Raw genomic sequence first — 17,869 nt, 5'->3', positions numbered from 1 at the left:
ACGGGCCCCTTCGCGAGCAAGCTCGCTCCCACAGGAGGTATGTATACCCAATGTGGGAGCGAGCTTGCTCGCGAAGGCAGCCTTAGCGGCGACGCAATTCTACAGCCTTAACGCCAGGGTTTTGGCTCACCGAACAATTGCCCCTGAACCCCATACAACCCCATCTCGCGAATCACCGACAATTCCCCTTCCGTCTCGACCCGCTCGGCAATCAGCGGCAGATCAATGCTGTGCGCCGCACGCTGGATCGCTTCGATGAACAGGCGCTTGTCGCTTTCCTGATCGATCGCCCGAATGTAGCTGCCATCGATCTTCAGGTACGCCAGGCCCAGCCGCGCCAGGTTACCGATCATGCTGAAGCGCCCGCCGAAGCGCTGCAGGCTCAGGGAGAAACCAAGTTCGCGCAGGCGGCGGGTCAGCTGTTCGAGCACCGCTTGTTCCGGCAGTTGTTCCTCGCCGATTTCCAGGGTCAGGCGCGGCCCCAGATTGGAATGCGAGCGCAGAATCTCGAAGACTTTGTTCAGCGCCTGCGGATCGGCCAGGGTCGCCGAAGACAGGTTCAGGGCCAGGGATTCTTCATGGTCGGCCATCTGCTCCAGCACGCGCTCGAGCATCAGACGGTCCAGCCGCGCGGTCCAGCCGAAGCGCTCGAGCCAGGGCAGGAAACGCCCGGCGGGGATGGTCTGGCCCTGCTCGTCGAGCAAGCGCGACAGCACTTTGTAATGCAGCACCAGTTGCGTGTCCTGTGCCGCCACCACCGGTTGGAAGAACAGCTCGAAGCGCCGCTGGTTCAGCGCCTGATCGAGCAAGCGATGCCAGGCGTGGTGATCGTCACCGACATCCGCCACCAGGCTCTGATCGAGGCACGCCCAGTTCTGCTCGCCCTGCCCTTCGGCCTGGGCCAATGCCTGATCGCCGAGGCTGAGCACCGCTTGCGGTGAATCGCCATGAGCGAACGGCGCCAGGCCGATAGAGGCCACGGCGGCCACGTCGGTGGCGCCCGTCGCGTGCAGGCTGCTCAGCGCGCTGTCGAGGCTTTGCGCCAGTTGCAGCGCTTCTTCGCGGGTCAGCCCCGGCGCCAGCACGGCGAATTCACCACCACGAATCCGGGTGACGAGATTCTGGGTTTCCGGGTATTTGGCGCACTCGCGGGACAGTTGCTCGCCGACCGCTTTCAACAATTCATCGGTGCGCTGACCGCCAAGGCGCTGGTTCAGCCCGGCCAGATCCTTGACCCGCAACAGCAGCAGATAACCGGAACTGGCCTGCTCCGGGTTGCTCACCCGCGCATTCAGCTGCATCTCGAAATAACGCCGGTTGGCCAGCCCCGTGAGGTTGTCCTGATAGGACTCGGTGCGCAGTTTTTCACTGCGCTCGGCCTGCTCCTGAAACAGCGCCTTGAGCTTCTCGACCATCTGGTTCATCGCCAGCACCACGCGGCGCAATTCAGGCGTGCGCGGCAGGTCCGGCAGGCTGAGGAATTCGCGGCGGGCAATGGCGTGGGATTGCTTGACCATGTAATCCAGCGGCTTGAGTTGCCGACGCAGCAACAGCGCGCCCAGCACCGCACTCACCGCACCACAGACCAGCAACCAGCCGAGGCTGCCGAGTGCGCTCTGCCAAAGCTTGGCCACGGCGAACATCGGGTGGCTGACCACCTCGACCCGCGCCGCCTGCTCCCAGCCACGGCTGACCAGCGCATCGCCACCGGCCGGTTCAAGGCCAATCAGTTTGACGAACCAGTCCGGCACGTTGGTGACCGCCGGAATGCCATTGCGCTCGACGATGGTCTGGTCGGTCTTCAGGTCGACCACGCGGATGCTCGAGTAATAACCGCTGTCGAAGATCGAACTGACCAACAGCTCGACCATCGCCGGGTCGTCGATGTTCGGCGTCAACGACAGCGCCAGCGCCGTGGCCGCATCCTGGGCGTGGGAGCGCAACTGGTTGACGTACTGGGTGCGCGAGCTCTCCAGACTGACCATGAAGCTGCCGGTGAAGGCGACCACCAGGAACAGACAGATTGCGATCAACAGCTGTTTGAACAAAGACATCTGAGCGCGTGCTCCTAGTTAGTCGTCTCGACCGGGAATCCTTCGGCCTGCATTTTCTTCAACACATCCTGCCAGCGTGACAGGCGTTTGGTGTCACCGACCTTCTTGTTGCCCTTCGCTCCCGGCAGGTACAAACCCTCGGCATTGAAAGAGTAGACCGGCAGCAAATCGGTTCGCTCGGCGGCCGGCTTGATCGGGTCGATCAGGCTGTCGAGCACCAGCGGCATGGCGTCAGGGCTGGAATAGTAAGTCAGGACCATGTGCGCGCGGTTCTGGCGCAGGGCCTTGACGTAGGTGATGCGCAACTTGTCACTGGCCACACCGAGGTGGCGCAGGCTGAAATACTTGGCGATCGCATAGTCTTCGCAGTCGCCGGCGCCTTTCCACAAGGCTTCGATGGGAGTTTCCCAATAATCGACCTCGTGCCACAGATCGATGTCTTCGACGTAGCGCATCTGTTTGTTGAAAAACAGGTTCACCACTTTGAGCTTTTCCATCTCGCTGACCTGCTTCTGCGTGGCCAGCAGATTCTGCCAGGCATCGATCCGCTGCTGCCCGGCGCCCAGCGGTCCGTACAGCGCCGTGGCCTTGCGGCTGATCGCGGAAAAATCCCAATCGGCATGCAGGCCGCCCAGCATGATGCCGGCCAGCAGCAGCGCGCAGGCAAGCCAGCGCGCAATCCGTGGGATCGCGAAACGTACCGCCAATGCAAGGCATCCAGGGCAGAGAAGAAAGCGCTTGATGGTGAAGGTTAGTCCAGCAAAAAACAATGGCACCCTGAGATCATCGCTGGCGCGCTAAACTTCAGGTGTATCAGGGTTCCTCTACGCGGTTTGACAACCTGTAGAGCAATCACTAGTGTCCTTTGGATCCAAATATCGCAGTCATAGGGTGTGCAGTTGTGACCCAGAAGCCCAAGCCACTCCACAGCATCAAAGTCGACGGCCCGATTCCCGCGCATCTGGCGCGCTCGGTCATCGAAGAAACCCTGCGCGCCGCCATTCTCGACGGTCGCCTGCCCTGCGGAACCGCCGTGCGCCAGCAGGATCTGGCCGACCTGTTCGGCGTCAGCCGCATGCCGGTACGCGAAGCCTTGCGTCAACTCGAGGCCCAGGGCCTGCTCAGCGTGATTGCCCACAAGGGCGCCGTGGTGGCGCCATTGATCCAGGGCGATGCAACGCAAACCTACGAGCTGCGCATCCTGCTGGAGTCTGAAGCGCTGCGTCAGTCGATCCCCTTGTTGACCCCGGCCGATCACGAACGCGCGGCCGGCTACATCGAAGAGTTGGAAGTCGAACACGACTACACCGAAATCGGTCGGCTCAACCGTCTGTTTCACATGGCGCTCTACAGCAAGGCGCCCAATGGCCGGCTGTTGCGGCTGGTGGAAGACGGCTTGAATGAAGAGGAACGCTTCCTGCGTTTCAACCTCGAGGCCATGGGCCTGGGCAAACTCTCCCAGGACGATCACCGTGCGTTGTTGCAGGCCGTGATAGATCGTGACACCCCGCGTGCCGTCACACTGCTGGAGCAGCACCTCAATCGCGGTGTCGAGGTGATCACTCGATACCTGGCGAGCACCGCCTCTAATGATCGCCAGGCGGCACGCTGAAAATCCGCCCGGGTGAGCCCTCGCTTACCCGGCGTATAACCCGCTTACAAATCCCCACGCCGGTCACGCTCAATTGCTGTGGCACTTCGGCGCCTGCGCTCTAACCTCCCTCCTGCTTTGAACAGCCCGGAATTTGCACCGCAAAGGAAGTCATTTTCGACGATAGCCGCGGCGCCGATTTACGCGCACCCTTGAATCGCCAACCCAATATAGAACGGGGACGCGCCGCCCCGGCAGCAGTCCCCGCACCAGGAACCTACGGAAGGAGCCTTGTCACGGGATCAGGAAGAACGGCGCCGTTACAGTCCGACTTCATCCCCTCATATTCATTCAATTACTCAATTGGAAAGTTGCTTCGAGTGAGGCATTCACTCTTGTCGTTCAATTTTGGCCATTAAACGCCGAAAGGAGTAACTACGCCCAAATAAAACTTAACTTATAAGTTTTATCAGACCCACTCATACTTCAAAAACAGCCAACTAAAAATAATTGAAAATAAACTTGTTAAGTTGTTTTGCGATGTATTAGTTTTTCTTCGTCGAGTTTGGATCCGAAATGAAAACCCGGCACAACCTTGCACTACGGCCTCGGTTGCGACGGTTTGACCGTCCGCTGCTGTCTTGGGCCCTTCAGACATTGCCTGCTTTCATCGAAACCGAATGAGGCTGTCGTTCGCCTGGAGAAACTTGTTCAACGCCATTAGCAATTGATTGAGCAATCCCTATTCCCTATTCCCTATTCCCTATTCCCTATTCCCTATTAGCCAGAGTCTCGCAACCATGCCAACAAAAGAGCAACTTACACTAAAGAAAGCCGAACTCAGCGTTCATCCGATCTTCACCGAAATAGATTCTTTGGAGACATTACGCCGGTTCATGGAATCCCATGTATTTGCCGTCTGGGACTTCATGTCGCTGACCAAGCGTCTGCAGCAGGAACTGACTTGCACTCGCCTGCCGTGGTTGCCGCCGCGCGATCCGCACGCAGCAAGACTGATCAACGAAATCGTGCTCGGGGAAGAATCTGACGATCGGCTGTCACACGGGCATTACAGTCACTTCGAACTGTACCTCGATGCCATGCGCGAAGTCGGTGCGGACACGACAGCGGTGGAGCGCTTCGTGACGCTGCAACAGGAGGGCGTCAGTTACGACGTCGCCTTGCAAAGCGTCGAAGTAGATCCGGCGGCGGCGCGGTTCGTCTGTGACACTTTGCACACCGCGCTGCATGCACCCGGTCACAGCGTTGCCGCTGCCTTCCTGCACGGTCGCGAGAGCGTGATCCCGACCATGTTCCAGCGCATGCTCGATGCCTGGGGCATCGGCGTCGAACAGGCGCCGACCTTCCGTTACTACCTCGAACGGCACATCGAGGTCGACTCAGAAGACCACGGCCCGGCCGCCGAACAACTGCTGGATCGACTGGTGGACGGCGATCCGCAGCGCGAAGTCGAGGTCTACGCCAGCGCCATCGCCGCCGTGGAAAGCCGCATCGCCCTGTGGGACGGCCTGCGCCTGAGCATGCGCGAACCGCTGGTGGAGGTGGCCCAATGAACGCCGCCGACTACCAGTCTTTCGCCGATGCCTGGGAAAGCCGCGCGACCATTCGCACCCGGCCGCGCCGCGTGCTGGAGGATGACGCGCGGCTGATCTATCCGCTCAGCCGCCAGCCGTTGGTGCTCAGCGAAACCTTCCTGCGCGAATGCCCCGAACAGCGTGATTTCGCTCTGGTGCAGACGCTGTACAAATTCATCAACGACGTGGTGATTTTCGAAACCGAGATCGTCGACAAGACCGCCCGCAGCATCGCCAAGAACCGCTTCGCCGTGCCCTTCCCGTTCGCCTGTCGCTACGACGCCATGACCGTGGTGGTGGACGAGGATTACCACGCGCTGGTGGCGATGGATTTCATGCAGCAGACCGTGGCCATGACCGGCATCGAGCCGATCGAGCTACCGAATGAAATCGAACTGAGCCGGGCAATTCCCGCCGCCGTCGAACTGGCTCCGGAACACCTGCGCAGCGCCGTGGAACTGATTTGCGTAGCCATCGCCGAGAACACCGTGACCGGCGATGTCGCAGCGTTCGCCCGGGACGACACGGTCAAGCCATCGATCAAGGGTCTGATGGCCGATCACTTGCTCGACGAGGGTCGACACTCGAGTTTCTGGGCGCGGATGGTGCGCATCTACTGGCACACCGCGAGCGATGCGGATCGTCAATGCATCGCGCAGATCCTGCCGGTGTTCATCGGCCATTACCTGACCAACGACATCCAGAAGTCCTTCGACCTGCGCCTGATCGACGCCCTGCCAGTCAGCGAGGCAACCCGTCGCGCACTGAAAGGCGAGATGGCCGGGTTGGCCTTCCCGATCAATCGTCACCACCCGCTGGTGGGCAACATCGTGCGGTTCTTCCACAACAGCTCGCTGCTCGACACACCGTGCGTGCAGCACGCCCTGCGCGACTACCTGGTTTGACAAGGAGGCTGACATGAGACGTCTCGACATTTTGCTGAGGGGCCGCAGCCAGGCCTTGACCGACCTGGCGCATGAGCTCGAACAACACGGTCATTCATTGCTGACAGAAACCGCTCCGTCGATGGACCTGGTGATCGATGACGGCAGTCTTGCGCCGCAGGATTACGGCGTGACACCGCTCCTGACTTTATGTCTGGGTATCGGTGCAACGGGCGCCAGCGGTTTGCCGGTGCTTGATCTGCTGTGCCTGTGTCACTCGACACTGCTGAGCCGCGTGCCGATCGCCGACGAAGCGTCCGGCAACGGCCAGGCCCTGCGCCAGCGAACACTGGCGTTGGTGGTGGACGAAGTGGCACTGCAGGTCAGTCGTTTTTCGCGCGATGCCGAGTATTTTCAGCATGCGATGACGGCCCGTGCACCGGACTTCGAGCAGGTGGAAAACCTGCTGTTTCTCGATAGCCTGGCCTACGTCCATCGCTTCAATGCCACGGACCATCCGACCTTGCTGCAACAGGCGCAGATCCCGGTGATCGAGCGGCTGCAACAAAGCCTGATCGAGCACGCGGAGCGCCCGGCGCTGCACCTTGCCGAGCAGTCGGTCAGCTATCGCCAGTTGCATGATCACAGCCGGGCGATCCAGCAACGGTTGCTGGCAATCCTGGAGATACAGCCGCAGCCGTGGGTGGTGGGGATTTGCCTGCCGAAATGCGATGCGCTGTTTGCCTCGATTCTGGCGATTCTCGGCAGCGGCGCGGTGTATCTGCCGCTGGAGCCGAGCCATCCACTTCAGCGCCAGCAGTACATTCTGGAAAATGCCGGGGCGGTGTTGTTGCTGCACGACGGCGAACATCCACTGAGCGGTTCGATGCCGGGGCTGGATGTCTGTTGCATCGAACGCACTGACGTCGATCTGTCGCTACCGCTGATGCGTCGTCGACCCCAGCTCGATGCACCATGCATGGCGCTCTACACCTCGGGCACCACCGGGCATCCGAAGGGTGTGCTGCTGAGTCAGGCGAACCTCGCGCACTTCACCGCGTGGTACGCCGACTATGTGCAGTTGCACGCAGAGAGCCGGGTGTTGCAGTTCTCGTCGCTGAGTTTTGACTCGTCGCTGATCGACATTTTCCCGACCATGCTCGAAGGCGCGGAACTGGTGGTGCCCGACGACAACCAGCGCCGCGATCCGCTGCAACTGGTGGCACTGATCCGCCGTCGGCAACTGACCCACGCGTTCCTGCCGCCGGCGCTGTTGAGCATCCTGCCGCTGGAGCAACTGCAAAGCGTCGGCCAGATCATGACCGGCGGCGATGTCTGCGAGCCGTTCGTGATCGAGCAACTGACGCGCCAGGGCAAACTGCACAACCTCTACGGCCCCACCGAAGCCACGGTGCTGATCACTGCGCGGCAACTGCAACCGGGTGACAGCAATCGCACCCTCGGCGGGCCGATTGCCAACAGTCAGGTGCTGATTCTCGACGACGATTTGCATCCGGTACCGGAGCAAACGATGGGCGAACTGTTCATCGTCGGCCCCGGCGTGTGCCTGGGTTACCTGAACAATCCGCAGCAGACGGCGGAGCGCTATCTGGACCTGGAATTGCCGGACGGCCAGCGCCTGCGTGCCTACCGCAGCGGCGATATGGCCAAGTGGGGCGAAGACGGCATAGAGCTGTGCGGGCGCCGCGACAATCAGGTGAAGATCCGCGGCTTCCGGGTCGAGCCGGAGGAGATCGAGCGCTGCCTGCGCGAGAGTCAGTTGTATCGGCAAATCGCGGTGGTGATCGACAGTCAGCGGCGGATTCTGGCATTCCTCGCCCAGCCGCAATCGGATGCCGCGCGCGACGCGTTGAAAGCACATGCGCAGCAGTTTTTGCCCGACTACATGCAGCCGGTGGCGTGGACGGAACTGCCGAACATGCCGTTCGCCGCCAACGGCAAAGTCGATCGCAAGGCCTTGCTGGAACTGCCGGTCAGCGTGCAGGACAGCGGCCCGAAATGCCTGCCGGCCAATGCCGACGAAGCATTGCTGCTGGAAATCTGGGGCGAGTTGCTGGAGCTGCCGACCAGCGACATTTCCACCGACGAAAGCTTCTTCAATCTCGGCGGTCACTCGATTCTGCTGTCGCGCATGCTCCTGCGTCTGCGGGAGGAGTTCGGTCGCAGTATTTCGATCAACCGCTTCATCGAATTGCCGACCATTACCAAGCTCGCCACGCTGGTGCGCGGCACCGATGACAGCGCAGTGCTCAGCGCCCAGGCGATGGCCGACGCCGAGCGAGCCCTGGACATCGAGCCGTTGCCGATCAGTCGCATGGGCGATGTTCACAAGGTGATTGTCACCGGCGCCAACAGTTTTGTCGGTGTGCACATCGTCGAGGCGCTACTGGGATGGGGCGCCAGCGAAGTGGCGTGTCTGGTGCGCGATGGCGGCGGGCAAACGGCGGCGCAGCGCTTTGCCCAAGCGCTGCGAGAGAACCGGCTGGAGCATCTGGACCTGAGTCGGGTGCGGGTCTATTCGGCGGACATCACCCGGCCGCAACTGGGCCTGGCCGATGGGGATTTTGAGCGACTGGATCGCGAGTTCGGCGCGCTGGTGCACAACGCGGCCAACGTCAATCACGTGCTCGATTACGAGTCGTTGGCGGCGGACAACGTCGAGCCGATTTTCGAACTGCTGCGGCTGTGCGAAGGGCGCAGCAAGAAGGTGTTCAATTTCGTCTCGACACTGTCCGCCTCCAGCACCGTCGACGACGCAGGCCGGGTGCTGGAATTGCCCGCCGCACCGACGCCGCCGATCTACATCCGCAACGGCTACAACCTGTCGAAATGGGTCGGCGAACGCATCCTGGAACGGGCGCGAGAGCGTGGGGTTCGGGTCAATCTGTATCGGCCCGGCAACATCAGTTTCAACAGCCTCAGCGGTGTCTGCCAGCCGCACAAGAACCGTTTGATGCTGATGCTCAAGGGCTCGATCCAGCTCGGTCAGGTACCCGCCTTCGCGCTGAATTTCGACCTGATGCCAGTGGATTTTCTCGCCCGTTTCATCGCCTTCCACGCCAGCCGTTATTCGGCCGAACGGGCGGTGTTCAACCTGCACAACCCGGAGCCTCTGAGCTGGGATGCCTATGTCGCGTCGTTCCGCGAAACCGGCAGCGAGTTTTCGCTGGTCAGCGTCGCCGACTGGCAGCAGCAACTGGAGCGGGTCGATGCCGACAACGCGCTGTTCGGCGTACTCGGTTTCTACCTCAACGGCTTCGAGGAAGACATCGGCGACATCTCTCTGATCGGCCACGCCAACGCCCAGGCCGGCGTGCAGCAGATGGGCGCGCATTACCCGGAAAAATCCCCGGCGCTGCTGCGTCGCGGCTGCGACTACCTGAAAGAAATCAACTTCATCTGACTCATCAACCAAGGAGCAACACCATGAGCAATCTTCAACCCGACACCCTGATCAAAAACCCTCACGGCTGCCACGTCGTGTCATCGGTCGAAGTGCCGGTGGACGCCAGACAGGTGTGGGCGGTGGTGGGCAGGTTCGACGGTTTCGACCGTTTCATTCCGGCCCTGTCACACATCGAAATGACCGGCGATGGCGTGTCTTCGTTGCGCAAAAAGTTCTTCAAGGATGGCAACGTGGTGGTCGAGCAACTCAACTCCCGGGACGACCAGGCGTTGAGCATGACCTGGACCACGATCTACAACACGCTGGGCGTGGCCAATCTGTGGGCGGCGATGAATGTGGAGTCGCTGGGCGCGGGCAAGTCGCGGGCGACCTGGACGATCATCGCCGAGCCGGCCAGCGGCGGCCCCGAGGCACTGCCGGGGTTCAAGGATTTCGTGCAGGGGTTTGCCGATGATGCGATGGGGAATGTGCTGAAGCTGTTTATTTAGGCTTCAGCTCTGCGGTGATTGAGCCACCGCTATCGCTGGCAAGCCAGCTCCCACGGGTTCCAGGTCGGTCACAAATGTTGCGTGCGCCAGAAATCCTGTGGGAGCGGGCTTGCCCGCGATGAACGATAACGCGGTCTGACGTGATGTCAGATCTTGAAGCTGTCGACCAGCTGTTTCAAACGATTGGCCTGCTGCGACAACGCATCGCAATCCTTCAACGTTTCATTGAGGTTGGCCACGCTCTGCTGGTTCAGCAGGTTGATCTGGTTGACGTCGACGTTGAGGGTTTCCACCACGGCGGTCTGCTCTTCGGTAGCCGCTGCCACCGACTGGTTCATGCCGTCGATTTCACCGATGCGCTGGGTCACGCTGACCAGCCGCAGACCGGCCTGGTTCGCCACTTCAACGCTCTCTTCGCTGGACGCCTGACTGGCGTTCATGGTGCTCACCGCTTCACGGGAGCCGACCTGCAGCGAGGTGATCATCTTGTGGATTTCTTCCGCCGATTCCTGGGTGCGGTGAGCGAGGTTACGCACTTCGTCCGCCACCACCGCAAACCCGCGTCCGGCTTCACCGGCACGGGCCGCTTCGATAGCCGCATTGAGCGCCAGCAGGTTGGTCTGTTGGGAGATGCCTTTGATCACATCGAGAATGTGGCCGATGTTGTCGGTGCTCGCGTTCAGGGTTTCGATCTGGGTGCACGACAGACTAATCTTCTGCGACAGCTCGGTCATGGCCTGAATCGTCTGCTCGACCACCTGACGACCATCCTCAGCCTGTTCGCTCGCGCCGCTGGCGTGTTGCGAAGCATCGGCGGCGTTGCGGGCGATTTCCTGGGTGGCGGCACCCAGCTGATTGATCGCAGCAGCGACGCTGTTGGTGCGCGCGCTTTGCTCGTCCGAACCGATGATCGAGGCGTTCGACGATGCCATCACCCGTTGCGACAGGTCGTGTACGTGACGGGTCGCGGAAGACACTTCGGAAATGGAGGCGTGAATCCGCTCCACGAACTGATTGAACGAACTGCCCAGCTCACCGAACTCGTCCTTGCTTTCCACCACCAGACGGCGGGTCAGGTCACCTTCACCCTGGGCGATGTCCTGCATCGCGCGGCCCATGGTGATCAGCGGACGCATCAGGACGGTGATCAACAGGCTCAGGAACACCGCAATCGCGCCCACGGCGACGAACATCGCAATCACCGCCGAGGTACGGAACTGGCTGAGTGCGGCGTAGGCCTTGTCGCGGTCGATCGACAGGCCGATGTACCACTCGGCATTCGGCAGACCGGTCACCGGGGTGAACGACAGGATGCGTTCCTGGCCGTTGAGCACCACGTTCTGATTGCCCTTCTCGATGCGCACACCGGCGTTCGGGTAGATGTCCTTGAGGTTCTTCATCACCTGATCTTTGTCCGGGCTGACAATCACCTGACCGTCACCGCTGACCAGGAACGCGTGGCCCAGGCCGCCGAAGTCCACCGAGTTGATGATCTTCACCAGGGTTTCCAGGCTCAGGTCACCGCCCACTACGCCGAGCAGCTCGCCGTTCTTTTTCACGGGCATGGCGATGGTCACCACCAGGCCTCCAACCGCAGCCATGTATGGCGGGGTCAGCATGGTCTGGTCAGCGGCCACGGCCTGCTTGTACCAAGGACGCTGACGCGGATCGTAGCCGTCCGGCATCTTCGCGTCAGGGCGCTGGGTGAACACACCGTTGGCCTGACCGACGTAGGTGAACTGAAAGTTCGAGGTGAAGGCCGGTTGATCGACCAGCCCCGGGAAGTCGGCATTCTTGCCTTGATGAGCGACGTTCTGCGCGAGGTTTTCCAGTACCAGAATCCGCCCGCTCATCCAGTTCTGCACACTGCTGGCGGTCAGGTCACCGGCCTGCTGGACCGAGGACTGGAGGTTTTGGCGAATGGTATTTCGCTGCAGATAGTCGTTGTACAAAGTAAACAGCGCGAACGCCAGGACCACGACGCCGGAGGCGGCCAGCAGGATTTTATGGCTGAACTTGAGATTCATTTCATGGGACTTCTTATGCGAAAAGTGGGGATGCGTTCCGTATGCAACATTCCATGTACAGCGCAGGCAGCGTTCTGATGGCTGCTCTACTTTGGTGCACGCATGTCTCACCAGTCTGTCGGCACGATTCGGAGAAAACTTAGCGTTTTGTAGGAAATGGACGGCATTTCTGCCAGTTCCCGCCGAACGGCGTGCCAGAGCGTTCGCCTGTCATTTTTTGATGACGGTTTTGCAGCGCCGGTTGCAAATTCTGTAACCCTTGATGACAATGCGACTAATTATCATTTGTGACGTTCGGGCTGTCGCGTTCATGTCCTCACCTGAGTTTGCAGTACAGGCGCTTTACAGTAGTCATCACGGCTGGCTCAACGGCTGGTTGCGCGCGCGGCTGGGCAATGCCGCCGATGCGGCGGATCTGGCTCAGGACACCTTCGTTCGCCTGCTGCAACGCACCGAGCGTCTGGAGCTCAAGGCACCCCGCGCATTTTTGCGTACGGTTGCCCGGGGTCTGGTGATCGATCATTGGCGCCGTGAAGAAATTGAACGCGCCTATCTGGAAACCATCACCCACTTGCCTGAAGCCGAAACACCGAGTGCCGAAGCCCGCGCCTTGGTGATCGAATTGCTCGAAGGCATCGCACGCATGCTTGAAGGCTTGAAGCCGAAAGTGCGTCAGGCATTTCTGCTGGCGCAGTGCGAAGGTTTGACCCACAGGCAGATTGCCGAGCGGATGGGCCTGTCCCTGCGCTCCGTAGAACGCTACGTCGCCGATGCCCTGTTTCACTGCTATGTACTGCGGTATGAAAGCTGATGCCGGTGGATAACCCCTCGCTTGGCCGTCGTGCCGAGCCACCGCAGCAGGTGGTTCGACAGGCCATTCACTGGCTCCTGCGCCTGCGCAACAACCATGGCAACCCGCGCCTGAATCGCCAGTGCGAACAATGGCGCGCCGAACACCATGATCATGAACTGGCCTGGCAACGGGTGCAGTCTCTGCAAGCTGAACTGAACCACAATTTGCGAGCCGTGCCCGGTGCGCAGGTGGCGTTCAACACGCTGGAAAACAGTGCGCAGGGGTTGGGACGACGTCAGGCGTTGAAGCTATTGTCCGGCGCTTTGCTGGTGGGCTCGGCGGGATGGCTGGCCAGAGACACTTCCGTCTGGCAACAGTGGAGCGCCGACTACGCCACCGCCACCGGCGAGCGCCGTGGCTACCAGTTGCCGGACGGCACGCGGATCGAACTCAACACTGCCAGCAGCGTGGATCTCGACTACACCGCGCAACAACGGCTGATCAAACTGACCCGAGGCGAAATCGTCGTCACCTGCGGCGGTGCCGATGAAGGTGCGCCGTTTGACCGTCCGCTGCGGGTGCAGAGCCGTCATGGCACTTACGAGCCGTTCAAGGCGCGATTCATTCTGCGCGAGGAAGAGGGTTGTACGCGCCTGAGCGTCACCAGTGGCCGGGTTGCGATTCACTCCGTTGGCAATTCGGCAGAGGTCATCGCCGGTCAGAGCTATCTGATCGATCACCATCAAATTCGCCCCGCGCCACCCTCGGACATGGACGCTGGTGCCTGGGTCGACGGGTTGATCGTGACTCGCAACATGCGGCTGGGTGACTTCGTCAGCGAAGTCGGCCGTTATCGTCAGGGGTTTCTGAGCTGCGCGTCGGACATTGCGGATCTGCGCCTGTCCGGCGTATTCCGCCTTGCGGACACCGACAAGCTGCTGGCGGTCCTGCCGCAGACCCTGCCGGTGCAATTGCGTTATCGCACCCGCTGGTGGGTGACACTGGAGTCTGTGGCCTGAAATTATTTTGGCGGGTTTTCGTGGCAAGTCCGGCTTAGTCAGTAAGCACTTCAACTCAGCCTTCGCGACTGCCTACGGAAACCTATAATGACTGCGCGCGTTACCTGTAAGAACCCTCTGAATTTCTCTTCCGAATCCGGCCTGTTGCGTCATGCCGTCCGGGCGGCGCTGTTTTCTACCGCACTGGGTGTTGGCGTGTTGCCGAGCCTGAGCATGGCGGCCAATACCAGCGAGGTCAGCAACCACCGCTACAACATCGCCGCCGGACCATTGGGCGATGCCCTCAATCAGTTCGCGCGTCAGGCAAACATCACTTTGTCGATGACGCCTCAGCAGACCCAGGGCCGACAATCACCCGGCGTGCAGGGCGAGTATTCGACCGATCAGGCGCTGAGTCATCTGCTCGGTGGTTCGGGTCTGGAAGCGATCAGCCAGGACGGCAGCAGTTATGTGCTGCGCTCCGTCGCAGAAACCGAAGCGCTGGCCCTGCCGACCACCGACATCAAAGGCTTCGCCCTCGGCAACGCGTTGGGCAGCATGGACGGCTACAACGCGACGCACAGCCAGATCGCCACCAAAACCAGTACTGCGCTGCTGGAAACTTCGCAAAGCGTGTCCGTCGTCACTCGCGAGCAAATGGATGACCAGGGATCCCAAACCGTGTCCCAGGCCATGCGTTACACCCCCGGCGTGCTGACCAACCCTTACGGCGCCACGCACCGTTACGACTACGTGGCAATGCGCGGTTTCAACGACGGTTCGGTGGATAACATTTACCTCGACGGCCTCAAGTCGATGGGCGACAGCGGCACCTACAGCACGATGCAGGTCGATCCGTATTTCCTTGAGCGCGTCGATATTCTGAAAGGCCCGTCGTCAGTGCTCTACGGTCGTAGCTCGCCAGGCGGTCTGGTCGCGCTGACCAGCAAGAAGCCGCTGTACGAAGCCTATCACCAGGTACAGGCCACAATCGGCACACAGGGCCAGCGCGGTGTCGGTTTTGACTTCAGCGGACCGGTCGATGACGACAAGCGTATCGCCTATCGTCTGACCGGATTGACGGATCAGTCCGACACGCAATTCGACCACAACAAGGAAAAGCGCTTCGCCCTCGCGCCGACCGTCAGCATCGATTTCAGCGAAGACACGTCGCTGACGCTGCAAGCGTATCTGCAACATGACCCGGATGGCGGTTACCACGGCGGTGTGCCGGCTGACGGCACGATTCATCAGCGCAACGGCCATCGCATCTCGCAGCATTTCTTCGAAGGCGAGCCAGGCATCGATGGTTACTCCCGTGATCAGCAGTCGTTCGGTTACCAGTTCGAACACCGCTTCAACGACGTCTTCACCGCGCGGCAGAATTTCCGCTACCTCGACTCCAAAGTGAACATGGATCAGGTATACGCCTATGGCTGGACGTCGCCGACCAGCAACGAACTGAATCGCTACTACACCGGCGGCAACGAGCGTCTGCACGCGTTCATCGTCGACAACATGCTGCAGGCCGAATTTTTCACCGGTGCGACCAAGCACACGGTGCTGATGGGGGCGGATTACCAGCGACGCAAAACCGTGGTCGACTGGACCAGTGGCGGCCTGGCGCCGATCAACGCGTTCAACCCGGTGTACGGCAATTCCGCTATTACGCCGTACGGCGATACCAGCTACCTGCGGCGCCTGGAGCAGACCGGCGTTTACCTGCAAGACCTGATCGAAATGGACAAGTGGCGCTTCTCGCTGGGACTGCGTCAGGACTGGGTGGAAACCTCCGACGAAAACCGCATCGCCGAAGCGGGCCGTCCGGTCGGCACCGAGATCAATGATCGACGCACCAAGCTCACCGGCCGTGCCGGCGCGCTGTATCTGTTCGATAACGGCCTCGCGCCGTACGTCAGCTATTCCGAATCGTTCAACCCGAATTCCTACGCGGACAGCGCCGGTAATCCGCTCGCACCGACCGATGGAACTCAGTGGGAAATGGGCCTGAAGTATCAGCCGCCGGGCACCGACAACCTGTTCACCGCTTCGCTGTTCCGCATCGATCAGGAGAACCTGGCGACCAAACTTCCGCAGGAAAACTTCTATCGCGCTGTAGGCGCTGTCCGCTCTCAAGGTCTGGAACTGGAAGCGCACATGCAGTTGACCGACAACTTGAAAGTCCTCGGCAGTTACACATTTACCGACATTGAATACTCGAAATCGATGATCAGCACTTTGAGCACACCGACCAATGTGATCGAGAACAAAGGCAACTCGCCGACCCAGGCGCCGCGGCACATGGCATCGCTGTGGGCCGACTACAAGTTTGACAGCGCTGCACTCGATGGGCTGCGCCTGGGTGGTGGTGTGCGTTATGTCGGCTATAGCTGGGCGGATGCAGAGAACACGATGAGGGTGCCGTCCTACACATTGTTCGACGCATCGATTGGCTATGACCTCGGCAAGGTAGGTCTGAAGGGTGTCGACGTTCGCCTGAATGCAAACAATCTGACCAACGAATCCTACGTAGCCTCCTGCGCCAGTCTGGACTTCTGCTACATGGGCGAAGAGCGCAACGTCGCCGCGACGGTCAGTTATCAGTTCTGAGCCTTTGTCTTGTGCATAAAGAAGCCAGCCCCTGATCTCAGGGGCTGGCTTCGTCGTATCTGTGGGGGAATGTTCATGCGTTCGTTTCTGGTTTTATTGCACCGGTATATCGGGTTGGCCACGGCGGTTTTTCTACTGCTGGCCGGGATCACGGGGAGCCTTCTGGCGTTCAACCATGAGTTGGATGAGTGGTTGAATCCGGAGTTTTACGCAGCGTCGGCCGAGGGGGAGCGTCTACCGCCAGGTGAGCTGGTTGATGCGGTGCAATCGGTACATCCGAAGTTGCAAGTCTGGTACATGGAGTACCCGAATGAGACAGGCCACACGGCATTGCTGGCGGCGGTTCCACGGAATGATCCGGCGACGGGCAAACCGTTTAAAGAACGCAATGAAGTGTTCTACCTCGACCCGGTCAGTGGCGAACAGAAAGGTCAGCGTTATTGGGGCGAGTGCTGTTTCCAGCGCGAGAACTTCGTTCCGTTCATTCTTGAGTTTCACTACAACCTGACACTGCCCGGTAACTGGGGTTTGCTATTGATGGGGTTGGTGGCCATCGCTTGGGTAATCGATTGCTTCGTCGCCCTCTGGCTGACATTACCGAGAGGTAAACTGTTCTGGAAGAAATGGTCGAGCGCCTGGAAGATCAAGGGCGGCCATGCTTATCGACTCAACTTCGATCTGCATCGGGCGGGGGGCTTGTGGCTATGGTTGTTATTGCTGCCGATAGCCGTCAGCAGCGTGGCGATGAACCTGCCTAGCCAGGCCTTCAAACCGGTGGTGTCGTTGTTTTCTCCGATTGAACCAAGCGTCTATGAGACTCGAGGGCGAATGCCTGCCGAAGAGTTGGGGATCACCCGATTGAGTTATCAACAGGCATACGAACGGGCGCAGGAGGAGGGAAAAAGATTGGGGCTGACAGCCGCGATCGGCGAGTTGTATTACAGCTTTGAGTACAACTTCTACGGTGCGGGGTTCGGACAGCATGACACTGAGGCCCACGGTAAATCCTGGTTGTTCTTCCACGGTACTGACGGACGATTATTGGGACAAGAGATCGCAGGAGAAGGAACGTTGGGAGAGCGGTTTTATCGATTGCAGTTGCCGATACATGGGGGACGGATAATAGGCTTCAGCGGACAAGTGATGATCGCGGTATTGGGTGTTCTGATTGCGGGGTTGTCGGGAACTGGCGTCTATATCTGGTGGCGCAAATGGCAGGCTCGTCGGAGCAGCAAGGCACGCAGAGCGGTTTGAAGATCAGACTTTTATGGGCTCTGAAACGACAAAACCCCTGTCTGCATTCGCAGACAGGGGTTTCGGAATTCAATCTTGACGATGACCTACTCTCACATGGGGAAACCCCACACTACCATCGGCGATGCATCGTTTCACTTCTGAGTTC

General features: G+C 60.1%; 12 protein-coding genes and 1 pseudogene. 9 read left to right on the top strand and 4 right to left on the bottom strand.

Annotation, left to right across the window (positions count from 1 at the left end):
* Positions 1–107: 107 nt before the first annotated feature.
* Positions 108–2,054: a cyclic di-GMP receptor LapD gene (lapD, locus tag MKZ87_RS12975; protein WP_085702814.1), complete on the bottom strand. Its 1,947-nt coding sequence runs from the start codon at positions 2,052–2,054 to the stop codon at positions 108–110.
* A gap of 14 nt (positions 2,055–2,068) precedes the next feature.
* Positions 2,069–2,761 carry a cysteine protease LapG gene (lapG, locus tag MKZ87_RS12970; RefSeq protein WP_007960234.1) on the bottom strand — a complete coding sequence of 231 codons (693 nt, stop codon included), beginning with the start codon at positions 2,759–2,761 and terminating at the stop codon, positions 2,069–2,071.
* A gap of 194 nt (positions 2,762–2,955) precedes the next feature.
* Between lapG and MKZ87_RS12965 the strand changes: the two genes are divergently transcribed.
* From MKZ87_RS12965 to MKZ87_RS12945, 5 genes are all read left to right on the top strand, one after another.
* Entirely contained in the window at positions 2,956–3,666 is a 711-nt protein-coding gene (locus tag MKZ87_RS12965; RefSeq protein WP_085697920.1) for a GntR family transcriptional regulator, read from the top strand.
* 779 nt (positions 3,667–4,445) lie between these two features.
* Positions 4,446–5,219 (top strand): DUF3050 domain-containing protein, encoded by a 774-nt coding sequence (locus tag MKZ87_RS12960; protein WP_266201052.1) that lies wholly within the window; start codon positions 4,446–4,448, stop codon positions 5,217–5,219.
* Entirely contained in the window at positions 5,216–6,145 is a 930-nt protein-coding gene (locus MKZ87_RS12955) for a diiron oxygenase (RefSeq protein WP_266201051.1), read from the top strand. Before MKZ87_RS12960 ends, MKZ87_RS12955 begins: the two co-directional genes overlap by 4 nt.
* Before the next feature lie 13 nt (positions 6,146–6,158).
* A complete protein-coding gene (locus tag MKZ87_RS12950) occupies positions 6,159–9,548 on the top strand; it encodes a non-ribosomal peptide synthetase (RefSeq protein WP_085702815.1) in 3,390 nt (1,129 codons plus the stop codon).
* Between the two features lie 23 nt (positions 9,549–9,571).
* Entirely contained in the window at positions 9,572–10,039 is a 468-nt protein-coding gene (locus tag MKZ87_RS12945; RefSeq protein WP_085702816.1) for an SRPBCC family protein, read from the top strand.
* Positions 10,040–10,185: 146 nt separating this feature from the next.
* On the opposite strand, the gene MKZ87_RS29025 is transcribed toward MKZ87_RS12945, so the two are convergent.
* Together MKZ87_RS29025 and MKZ87_RS29020 are read right to left on the bottom strand one after the other, a co-directional pair.
* Positions 10,186–10,971, bottom strand: a complete 786-nt coding sequence (locus tag MKZ87_RS29025; protein ID WP_371807395.1) for a methyl-accepting chemotaxis protein — start codon at positions 10,969–10,971, stop codon at positions 10,186–10,188.
* Between the two features lie 69 nt (positions 10,972–11,040).
* Positions 11,041–12,066: pseudogene (locus MKZ87_RS29020) on the bottom strand (cache domain-containing protein); the annotation flags it as partial.
* 310 nt (positions 12,067–12,376) lie between these two features.
* Here MKZ87_RS29020 and MKZ87_RS12935 point away from each other — a divergent pair.
* The 4 genes from MKZ87_RS12935 to MKZ87_RS12920 all read left to right on the top strand — a co-directional run bounded on the left by MKZ87_RS12935 (position 12,377) and on the right by MKZ87_RS12920 (position 17,721).
* Entirely contained in the window at positions 12,377–12,877 is a 501-nt protein-coding gene (locus MKZ87_RS12935; protein ID WP_085702818.1) for a sigma-70 family RNA polymerase sigma factor, read from the top strand.
* Positions 12,877–13,878, top strand: coding sequence for a FecR domain-containing protein (locus MKZ87_RS12930; protein WP_085702819.1), 1,002 nt, complete (start codon positions 12,877–12,879; stop codon positions 13,876–13,878). Before MKZ87_RS12935 ends, MKZ87_RS12930 begins: the two co-directional genes overlap by 1 nt.
* Before the next feature lie 87 nt (positions 13,879–13,965).
* Complete coding sequence (locus MKZ87_RS12925; protein ID WP_266201047.1) at positions 13,966–16,467, top strand: TonB-dependent siderophore receptor; 2,502 nt, start codon at positions 13,966–13,968, stop codon at positions 16,465–16,467.
* A gap of 75 nt (positions 16,468–16,542) precedes the next feature.
* Positions 16,543–17,721, top strand: coding sequence for a PepSY-associated TM helix domain-containing protein (locus MKZ87_RS12920; RefSeq protein WP_085697913.1), 1,179 nt, complete (start codon positions 16,543–16,545; stop codon positions 17,719–17,721).
* Positions 17,722–17,869 lie beyond the last annotated feature (148 nt).

This window comes from Pseudomonas sp. MCal1 (genome assembly GCF_026341415.1).
GTDB lineage: Bacteria > Pseudomonadota > Gammaproteobacteria > Pseudomonadales > Pseudomonadaceae > Aquipseudomonas.
This window is presented reverse-complemented; position numbering and strand designations above follow the sequence as displayed.